The organism is Arthrobacter sp. SO3, assembly GCF_020532825.1.
In the GTDB taxonomy this organism is placed as follows: domain Bacteria; phylum Actinomycetota; class Actinomycetes; order Actinomycetales; family Micrococcaceae; genus Arthrobacter.
Map to the genome: position 1 here is coordinate 39,034 of NZ_MQTS01000161.1, position 8,642 is coordinate 47,675.

7 protein-coding genes and 2 pseudogenes are annotated in these 8,642 nt (G+C 68.3%); 4 read left to right on the forward strand and 5 right to left on the reverse strand.

All coding sequences use genetic code 11. The features are described 5' to 3' along the window. From BJQ90_RS15030 to panB, 4 genes and pseudogenes are all read right to left on the reverse strand, one after another. Positions 1 to 422 (reverse strand): annotated as a pseudogene (locus BJQ90_RS15030) (MBL fold metallo-hydrolase); the annotation flags it as partial. Further along, positions 409 to 726, reverse strand: coding sequence for a carboxymuconolactone decarboxylase (locus tag BJQ90_RS15035; RefSeq protein ID WP_226761043.1), 318 nt, complete (start codon positions 724 to 726; stop codon positions 409 to 411). The gene BJQ90_RS15035 and the pseudogene BJQ90_RS15030, both read right to left, overlap by 14 nt. Positions 727 to 839: 113 nt before the next feature. Continuing rightward, positions 840 to 1,235 (reverse strand): SHOCT domain-containing protein, encoded by a 396-nt coding sequence (locus BJQ90_RS15040; RefSeq protein WP_226761044.1) that lies wholly within the window; start codon positions 1,233 to 1,235, stop codon positions 840 to 842. A gap of 258 nt (positions 1,236 to 1,493) precedes the next feature. Then, complete coding sequence (gene panB, locus BJQ90_RS15045; RefSeq protein WP_226761045.1) at positions 1,494 to 2,453, reverse strand: 3-methyl-2-oxobutanoate hydroxymethyltransferase; 960 nt, start codon at positions 2,451 to 2,453, stop codon at positions 1,494 to 1,496. Between the two features lie 264 nt (positions 2,454 to 2,717). On the opposite strand from panB, the gene glnA reads away from it, so the two are divergent. The 4 genes from glnA (at position 2,718) to BJQ90_RS15065 (ending at position 8,150) form a co-directional block, all read left to right on the forward strand. After that, entirely contained in the window at positions 2,718 to 4,058 is a 1,341-nt protein-coding gene (gene glnA / locus BJQ90_RS15050) for a type I glutamate--ammonia ligase (protein WP_069951320.1), read from the forward strand. Positions 4,059 to 4,067: 9 nt separating this feature from the next. Continuing rightward, entirely contained in the window at positions 4,068 to 7,079 is a 3,012-nt protein-coding gene (locus BJQ90_RS15055; RefSeq protein ID WP_226761046.1) for a bifunctional [glutamine synthetase] adenylyltransferase/[glutamine synthetase]-adenylyl-L-tyrosine phosphorylase, read from the forward strand. Between the two features lie 82 nt (positions 7,080 to 7,161). Next, a complete protein-coding gene (locus tag BJQ90_RS15060; protein WP_226761047.1) occupies positions 7,162 to 7,578 on the forward strand; it encodes a VOC family protein in 417 nt (138 codons plus the stop codon). A gap of 56 nt (positions 7,579 to 7,634) precedes the next feature. Further along, entirely contained in the window at positions 7,635 to 8,150 is a 516-nt protein-coding gene (locus tag BJQ90_RS15065) for a GNAT family N-acetyltransferase (protein ID WP_226761048.1), read from the forward strand. 25 nt (positions 8,151 to 8,175) lie between these two features. On the opposite strand, the pseudogene BJQ90_RS15070 reads toward BJQ90_RS15065, so the two are convergent. Beyond that, positions 8,176 to 8,642 (reverse strand): annotated as a pseudogene (locus BJQ90_RS15070) (hypothetical protein); the annotation flags it as partial.

The following is an 8,642-nucleotide window of genomic DNA, read 5'->3' on the forward strand; positions in this document are numbered from 1 at the left end:
ACGAGCTGGCCATGGGCGTCGTTTGGACGGTGCGGCATGGGGCGGTGACGATGCTCTGCCGGCACCTGGCGTATTTCGACCCCGCGGCCCGCCGGGGTCCAGCCGTCCCCCAACGGGACTGTGTTCAGCAGTCTGCGGCGGCGTAGCCAGGCGACGTTCGCCGGGCCACTCATCAGCTCCGCCGCGGGCAGCATGCGGAGGGAGCGCAACTCGGCGTGGTCGTGGTGCAGATGGGAGAGGAGGACGACGTCGGGCCGGCTCCAGGACGCGGGGTCCGGCCGGGGAGCGAGGCGCCGCAACAGCCCGGCATGAGGACGAAGCAGCGGATCCGTCAGGATCCGAACCCCGTCGAGATCCAGGACCACCGAGGAGTGGCCCAGCCAGGTGACTCTCATGCCGTGAACTGAGTTATTCCACCTCATCCTCCATGACGGCGATCGCGAAACCGAGCGCCTCGGTGATGTTGATCGCAGCCGACATCGTCCGGGCCGTTCCGATGATGGGCGCCACGGCGACGAGCACGTTCTGGACGTCCTTGGCCGTAACGCCGGACTCGATCGAGGGGCCCACATGGGCAAGGTAGGAAATGGGCCGGGCATCGACGGCGGCCAGGGCAGCGATCCGAATCATCAGCAGTGCGTCGGCCGGCAGGTCGGAGCGGCCCAGTGAGGCGTCAGTAATGGCGCCGATGGTCTCAAGAACCGGGTTTTCACTCTCGATGGACATAAGTCGGTCTCCTTCACTTGGGGGTTTGCCATGACGGGCCCCGGGCGGGGCCGTCAATCGTCAGCGGAAAAGAACTCGCGCCGGATTCCGCGGGGGCAATCCGTCAACTCAGCTCAGGCCATGGCCTTTGTCTTGAGGGAATCAAACTCGGTCTGGCTGATGGCTCCGGAGTCGAGCAGGGCCTTGGCATCGGCGATCTGGCTTGCCGGGCTGGCCGACTTGCCTGCGACCTGCTGGATGTAGTCCTGCTGGGCGGCCTGCTGCCGGGCCACTTCCGACATCTGCCGATCGGCCATGCTGCGGCCCCGGGCGATCAGGTAGATGAGCGCTCCGATCCAGGGCAGGAAGACCAGCAATATCGCCCAGCCGGCCTTGCCCCAGCCGCTCAGGGTGCTGTCGCCGAACATGTCAAACAGGCAGCGGAACCACACCATGAGTGCGGAGATCCAGATGAAGAACCAGAAACTCCACAGCAGGACGTCCCAGAAGTCAGTCGAAATTGAGTTCATGGCTACTCCTCCACTAGTGTCCGCCGGTGTCGGCCCATCGCTTCGCGCACGAACGAGGCCGGGACGGCGGAACATCTGCCGGGGCCCGATGCAGGCCCTCAATGGCTAGCCTGCCCGGACTCGCGGGTCACCACATCGTTCGTGAAGGATGAGGTGGCCCCGAAAACCCGCGGGAGCGGCCAGGAGTAGTGGGTCGCGGCAGCCGCCGGGAGGAGTAGGCCGCAGAAGCCGCCAGGAGGAGTGGGCCGCAGCAGTCGCCTAGAACGAGTGCTCGGGGCCCGGGAACTGGCCGGAGCGCACGTCCTCGCCGTAGGCCTTCGCGGCGTCGCTGAGTGAGGTGCGCAGGTCCGCGTACTGCTTGACGAACTTGGCCATCCTGCCGCCGCGGAGCCCCGCCATGTCCTGCCACACCAGCACCTGGCCGGTGGTCGCATTGCCCGCGCCGATGCCGATGGTGGGGACCTCGACGGCGGCGTCCACGGCAGCCGCCGTCGACGCCGGAACCATTTCCATCAGCACGCAGAACGCACCGGCGTCGGCCAGGGCGACGGCATCATCGACCAGCCGCTGGGCGTCATCGCCGCGGCCCTGGACCCGGTAGCCGCCGAGGGCGTGCTCGCTTTGCGGGGTGAAGCCGATGTGCGCCATCACCGGGATGCCGGCCTGGACCATCGCCCGGACAGTCTCTGCATAGAATTTCCCGCCCTCGATCTTGACTGCGTGGGCGAGTCCTTCCTTCAGGAACCGGACGCCGGTGGCCACCGCCTGCTGGGCGGACACCTCGTAGCTGCCGAAGGGCAGGTCCGCCACGACGAGGGCCCGCTTGGCCGAGCGGGTGACGGCGCGGCACAGCGGGAGCAGCTCGTCCACGGTGACGGGCAGGCTGGTTTCGTTGCCGAAGACGTTGTTGGAGGCGGAGTCGCCCACGAGGAGGACCTCGATGCCGGCCTGGTCGAAGATTTCTGCCGTGTACTGGTCATAGGCGGTCAGCATGGCGAAGCGCTCGCCGTTGAGCTTCGCCTGGTGCAGGTGGTGGGTGCGGATCTTCGCCACCGGCTTCCGGGTGCCGGTGTCCAGGCCAGGGGCCGACCCTGGAGCGGCGGCAGTGCTTGCGGCCGCAGCCGCTGGCAGGCCTGCGGCGGACGCCGCAGGGCCATCGCCATAGGGGGCGGCTAGCTCTGCGGGCATGCTGGAATCGGGGCTGGTGCTTGTGGCCATGGCACGAGCGTAGTGCGCTACGGCGTGTCCAAGCTACCGGGCTCCAGACTGTCGGCGCGTGAATCACGTCACACCCACACCAGCCGATCGTCCCGGCAGCGGCCTTGGGCGGCGATTTTCGGGTTCCTCGTGTTAATGCTGTGTTACGCGGGGCAGCCGCTTCAGCAATCGGTGGCAATGATTAGTAAAGTGAACCGTGAGCAGCTGCGGGACCCATGCACGACGGGCCTGGGGCACGGACGAAAGAACCGGAAAGAGGCCAGTATGGACCGCCAGCAAGAGTTTGTCCTGCGGACGATCGAAGAGCGCGACGTGCGGTTCGTGCGGCTGTGGTTCACCGACGTCGTGGGATCGCTGAAGTCCGTGGCGTTGGCCCCGGCCGAAGTGGAAGGCGCGTTCGAGGAGGGCCTGGGCTTTGACGGCTCCTCCATTGAGGGCCTCGCCCGCGTTTTCGAGTCCGACATGCTGGCCCAGCCGGACCCCGCCACCTTCCAGATCCTGCCGTGGCGCGGTGAGACGGAGGCGACGTCGCGGATGTTCTGCGACATCCTGACTCCCGACGGCGAACCCTCCGCTGCTGATCCCCGCAACGTCCTCAAGCGCAACCTGGCCAAGGCCGCGGACATGGGCTTCACCTGCTACACCCACCCCGAGATCGAGTTTTACCTGCTCAAGTCCCAGCAGCCCGGCCCGGACGGTTCCCCCGTCCCGGTGGACGAGGGCGGCTACTTCGACCACGTTCCGGGCGGAGTGGCACAGGACTTCCGCCGCACAGCCGTCACCATGCTGGAATCGGTCGGCATCTCGGTCGAGTTCAGCCACCACGAGGCCGGCCCCGGCCAGAACGAGATCGACCTGCGCTACGCGGATGCCCTGCAGACCGCGGACAACATCATGACGTTCCGCACGGTGATCAAGGAGGTCGCGCTCCAGCAGGGCACCTACGCGACCTTCATGCCGAAGCCGTTCACAGCCCACCCGGGTTCCGGCATGCACACCCACTTCTCGCTCTTCGAAGGCGACACGAATGCCTTCTACGAGGCGGGCGCGGAGTTCCAGCTCTCCGAGACGGCCCGGCAGTTCATCGCCGGCATCCTTAAGCACGCTCCGGAGTTCACCGCGGTGACCAACCAGTTCGTGAACTCCTACAAGCGGCTCTGGGGCGGGGGAGAAGCGCCCAGTTACCTCAGCTGGGGCCACAACAACCGCTCCGCACTGGTCCGCGTCCCGCTGTACAAGCCCGGCAAGGGCCAGTCAGCGCGGATCGAATACCGCGGCATCGACTCCGCGGCCAACCCCTACCTCGCCTACGCCGTGCTGCTGGGCGCCGGGCTCAAGGGCATCGAGGAGGGTTACCAGCTCCCCGCCGCTGCCGAGGACGACATCTGGTCGCTGAGCTCGGCCGAGCGCCGCGCCATGGGCCACGATCCGCTGCCGGCCAGCCTGCATGACGCCATCCGCTCGATGGAGGACTCCGAACTCATGCCGCAGATTCTCGGTGAGCAGGTGTTCGAACACTTCCTGCGCAACAAGCGTGCCGAGTGGCAGGACTACCGTCTCCAGGTCACGCCCTACGAGCTGCAGCGCAACCTCGGCATCCTTTAGGCGGCCCGGGTGAGCCTGGCACGACGCCTCATTGCCGCCGGTTTCAGCGATCTGGAAAACGGCGAACGGTGGCTCGCCGCCCCGGAGCTGGAGGGCCTGGACCAGGACATCCTCTTCGCCGGGCTGCAGCTGGCCGCCAACCCGGACACGGCGCTGCAGTCGCTGGTCCGGCTGATCGAAAAGCACCCGGACCTGCGGAAGCTGGCGGCCGCGGAGCCGGACCGCAGCGAACCCATGTACCGGGTGCTGGGCGCCTCCGAGGCACTGGGTGAGTTCCTGATCCGCCACCCGGAGCATCTTGACGCCTTTGAGGTGACTGCCAGCCCGGAACCACGGGCCGCGGACGCCGCGGAGTTGCGCGCCCGGCTGCTCCGTTCCGTGAGGGCCGATCCGAAATCCGCCCGCCCGGTCGCAGCTTTGACCGGGCAGGAAGGCTACGTGGCGCTCCGCACGGAGTACCGGCGCGGCCTCGTCGAGCTCGCCGTCAAAGACCTCTGCGCCGCGGACCCGCTGGACTTCATGCCCGCCGCCGGCGCCGAACTGGCGGACCTGGCGGGAGCCGCGATCGAGGCTGCCCTTGCCGTTTCCCGGGCAGAGGCCGCCGAACACTTCAGCGCCACCGAGGTGGCCGACGTCGGGCTGGCCGTCATCGGCATGGGCAAATGCGGTGCCCGCGAACTCAACTACATTTCCGACGTCGACGTTATCTACGTGATCGAGTCCGGGGAGCTCGACGACTCGCGCGCCAACACGATCGGTACGGCCCTGGCCTCCGGTATTTCCCGCGCCATCATGTCAGTCGGCCGCGAACCCGGGCTGTGGGAAGTCGACGCCAACCTGCGTCCGGAAGGCAAGTCCGGGCCGCTGGTCAGGACCCTGGCCTCGCACCAGAGCTACTACGCCCGCTGGGCCGAGAGCTGGGAGTTCCAGGCACTGCTCAAGGCCCGGACCATCGCCGGGGACACCGAGCTCGGCGCCCATTACGAAGCCGCCGTCGCGCCGCTGATCTGGTCCTCCGCCGGCCGGGAGGGCTTCGTGGAGTCCGTCCGGTCCATGCGCCGCCGCGTCACCGAACACATCCCCGCCGACGAGGAGCAGCGGCAGATCAAGCTGGGCCGCGGCGGCCTGCGCGACGTCGAATTCACCGTCCAGCTGCTGCAGCTGGTGCATGGCAAATCCGACGAGACCCTGCGCTGCCGCGACACCACCTCAGCGATCGCGGCCCTGTCCGCCGGGGGCTATATCGGCCGTTCCGACGCCGCCGAGTTCGACCGCGACTACCGCTACCTCCGGCTCCTCGAGCACCGGATCCAGCTCTTCCAGCTGCGCCGCACCCACCTCATGCCGGTCAAGGAAGCCTCGCTGCGGGCCCTCGCCAAAGCCGTGCTCGGACCCTTCTCCAGCGAACGGCCCAAACCTGACGCCCTGGTTGCGGCCTGGCGCAAGACCAAACGCTCCGTCCGCGAGCTGCACGAACGCATCTTCTACCGCCCGCTGCTCAATACCGCGGCGGCACTCAGCAGCGAGGAAGCCAAGCTCAGCCCGGAAGCCGCGCAGGGGCGCCTTGCCGCCCTGGGCTACCTCGATCCCAGCGGCGCAATGCGCCACATCGAAGCGCTCACCGGCGGAGTCAGCCGCCGCGCCGCGCTCCAGCGCCAGCTCCTGCCGATCCTGCTCGGCTGGCTCGCGGAGGGCGTGGACCCCGACGGCGGCCTGCTGGCCTTCCGCCGGGTCAGTGAGGCGCTCGGCACCACTCACTGGTATCTCGGCATGCTGCGGGATTCGACGGCGGCTGCCGAGCGGCTCTGCCACGTGCTGTCCAACTCCCGGCTGATCGCCGACCTGCTGGAGGTCTCGCCCGAGTCCGTGGCCTGGCTCGGCTCGGACAAGGAACTCGTGCCGTTGACCTTCGAGGCACAGTGGCTCGAGATCGCCTCCAAGATGTCCCGGCACGCCGAGCCGGAAAGCGCAATGCGCCTGATCCGCTTGATCCGGCGCCGCGAGATCCTGCGGATTGCCATCGCGGACAGCGCGGGACTGCTGGACCAGGACCAGGTGGGCGCGGCACTGGCCGACACGGACCGGGCCGCGGTCCTGGGCGCCCTGCGCGTCGCGGAAACGATGGTCACGGCCGAGGAGCCGCTCAAGACGAACGTGCTGGTGGTTGCGATGGGGCGGCAGGGCGGCCGGGAGATCGGCTACGGCTCGGACGCCGACGTTATTTACGTCCACCGTGGGCTTCCCGGAGTCCCGGAGGACGAGGCCCAGCAGCAGGCCCTGCAGATCGTGGGCCGGCTCTCCAGCCTGCTCACCCAGCCGCTGAAGCCCGCCATCCTGGCCGAACGTGTCCTGATGGTTGACGCTGACCTCCGTCCCGAGGGCAAGAGCGGGCCCATGGTGCGGTCGCTGGATTCCTACGCCGAGTATTACCGCCGGTGGTCGCTCGTCTGGGAGGCACAGGCGCTGCTGCGTGCCCGCCCCATGGCCGGGCACGATGAACTGGCAGCCGACTTCGTGGCGCTGATCGACACCGTCCGCTACCCCGAGTCCCTCTCCGAGCAGGACGCGCGGGAAGTCCGCCGGGTGAAGGCTCGGGTCGAGGCGGAACGGCTGCCCCGCGGCGCGGATCCGGCCCGGCACCTGAAGCTCGGACGCGGCGGACTGAGCGATGTCGAATGGCTGGCCCAGCTGCTCCAGCTGCAGCACGCCGGAAAGCACCCCGAGCTGCGGACCACCTCCACGGTGGAGGCACTCGAGGCTGCGGCCGCCGTCGGGCTCCTCGAAACGGGGGACGTGGAGATCCTGCTGCGGGCCTGGCGGCTGGCGAGCCGGATCCGATCGGCCAACGTGATCTGGACCGGGCGGGCCTCCGACGTGCTGCCCTCCTCCCGCCGCGACCTGGAAGCGGTGGCGCGCTGGTGCGGCTACGGGCAGGGCAACGCCGCCGAGCTCGAGGAAGACTATCTGAGGCTGAGCCGGCGGGCCCGGAGCGTGTTCGAACGGGTCTTCTACGGCCAGTGACCGGCTTACAGTGCTGCCGCCGGGAGCCGGTCTGAGAGCTCCGGGGGCTGACACCCCGCAGGCGCGGTGCTATTTTAGCGGCATGGCCAGACAACTCTTTGTGAACCTCCCCGTCAAGGACCTCGACAAGACGGTGGAGTTCTTCACCGCTCTGGGTTTTTCCTTTAATCCCGACTTCACCGATGAAAACGCCACCTGCATGATCGTCAATGACGACGCGTTCGTGATGCTGCTCGTCGAGGCGTACTTCAAAACCTTCACATCCAAGGCTGCCGCGGATACCGCAGGTGCTGCCGAGGTCATCATGTCCTTTTCCCTGGACAGCCGCGAGGCGGTCGACGAACTCGTCCGGACGGCGCTCACCTCGGGCGGCGCGCCGTCCCAGGAAGCCCAGGACTACGGCTTCATGTACACCCACAGCTTCCAGGACCCGGACGGCCACCTGTGGGAAGTCTTCTGGATGGACCCCGCAGGGCCGCCAAAGGACGCAGCGCTCTGAGCTGATCGGCGGATCCGGCGGCGGGGGCACCCCGGCGGCTTGGGTACGCTTCTGTTATGCCTGAAAACGTGTGGCTGATGCCGCTGAAGGACCTCGACGACGACGCCCGCGCCATCAAGCTTGGCGAGATCGCCGAGCTCGAGGTCACCGAAGACCAGCGGAGGTTTGTCGGTGAGCCGCTCCGCATGATGCTCATCGCGCTGGAGGAAGATTCCCGGCACCCCTTTGCGATTGACTGCAACGGATCTGCAGCCGGCGTCCTGACGTTACAAACCGGAGCCGCCACCCTGGCCGGCTGGGACGACGACCTCTCCGTCTGGCTGCTCCGTGGCTTCCTGATCGACCGCCGGCAGCAGGGCAGGGGCCTGGGCACACTGGCAGCGGACGTTGCGGTCCGGGAGGCGGCGAAACTGACGGCAGCCCTCGGCGGCGGGCAGGCCGGCGTCGTGCTCTCGGTCAACGAGGAGAACCCGGCCGGACGGGCCGCGTACCGCAAGGCCGGCTTCCAGGACCGGGGCCGGTACCTTGGCGGCGGTGCTGGCCCGCAGCGGACGCTGTACCGGCCGTTCTGATCCACTGAAGCCGTCCCCGCGGGGCCTAGAGCGTCTTTCGACCCGCAATCCGTGCCACCAAGGCGCGCAGCGGACGGATGACCCAGACGAGGCCGGCGGCGATCAGGATGCCCGCGATGGTGAAGAATACCGGCAGCGGATTGAAGGGGTTGGCGGCGGCTGCCGGTGCCGGGGCTGCAACCGGTCCGGACGTTGACGACGACGGCGACGGGCCCGCCGTGGCATCCGGCGCCGGTGCTGCAGGCGCGGACGCCGCCGGGGAAGCAACTCTTTCGGCAGGGTCGGCGGTGTCGATACCGGCAGCCTGGACCTGCACTGCGGCCTGCGGCTGGACGCCGACGCCGCCGGCCTGCGCCGAAGTGTAGGCCGGCGCGACGTAAATCTGCGCGGAGGCCGTCTGGGCCAGCGGCTGTTCTGCGGGAACCTGGCGGGAGGGTGCCTCTTTGACGGGTGCCTCTTCGACGGGAGCCGGGACGGGGGAAGGTGCCGGGG

Excerpts from the sequence above, each read along its gene's own strand:
- BJQ90_RS15065 (WP_226761048.1), top strand. The coding sequence starts at position 7,635 with ATGCCTGAAAACGTGTGGCTGATGCCGCTGAAGGACCTCGACGACGAC.
- panB (WP_226761045.1), bottom strand. The coding sequence starts at position 2,453 with ATGGCCACAAGCACCAGCCCCGATTCCAGCATGCCCGCAGAGCTAGCC.
- glnA (WP_069951320.1), top strand. The coding sequence starts at position 2,718 with ATGGACCGCCAGCAAGAGTTTGTCCTGCGGACGATCGAAGAGCGCGAC.
- BJQ90_RS15040 (WP_226761044.1), bottom strand. The coding sequence starts at position 1,235 with ATGAACTCAATTTCGACTGACTTCTGGGACGTCCTGCTGTGGAGTTTC.
- BJQ90_RS15060 (WP_226761047.1), top strand. The coding sequence starts at position 7,162 with ATGGCCAGACAACTCTTTGTGAACCTCCCCGTCAAGGACCTCGACAAG.
- BJQ90_RS15035 (WP_226761043.1), bottom strand. The coding sequence starts at position 726 with ATGTCCATCGAGAGTGAAAACCCGGTTCTTGAGACCATCGGCGCCATT.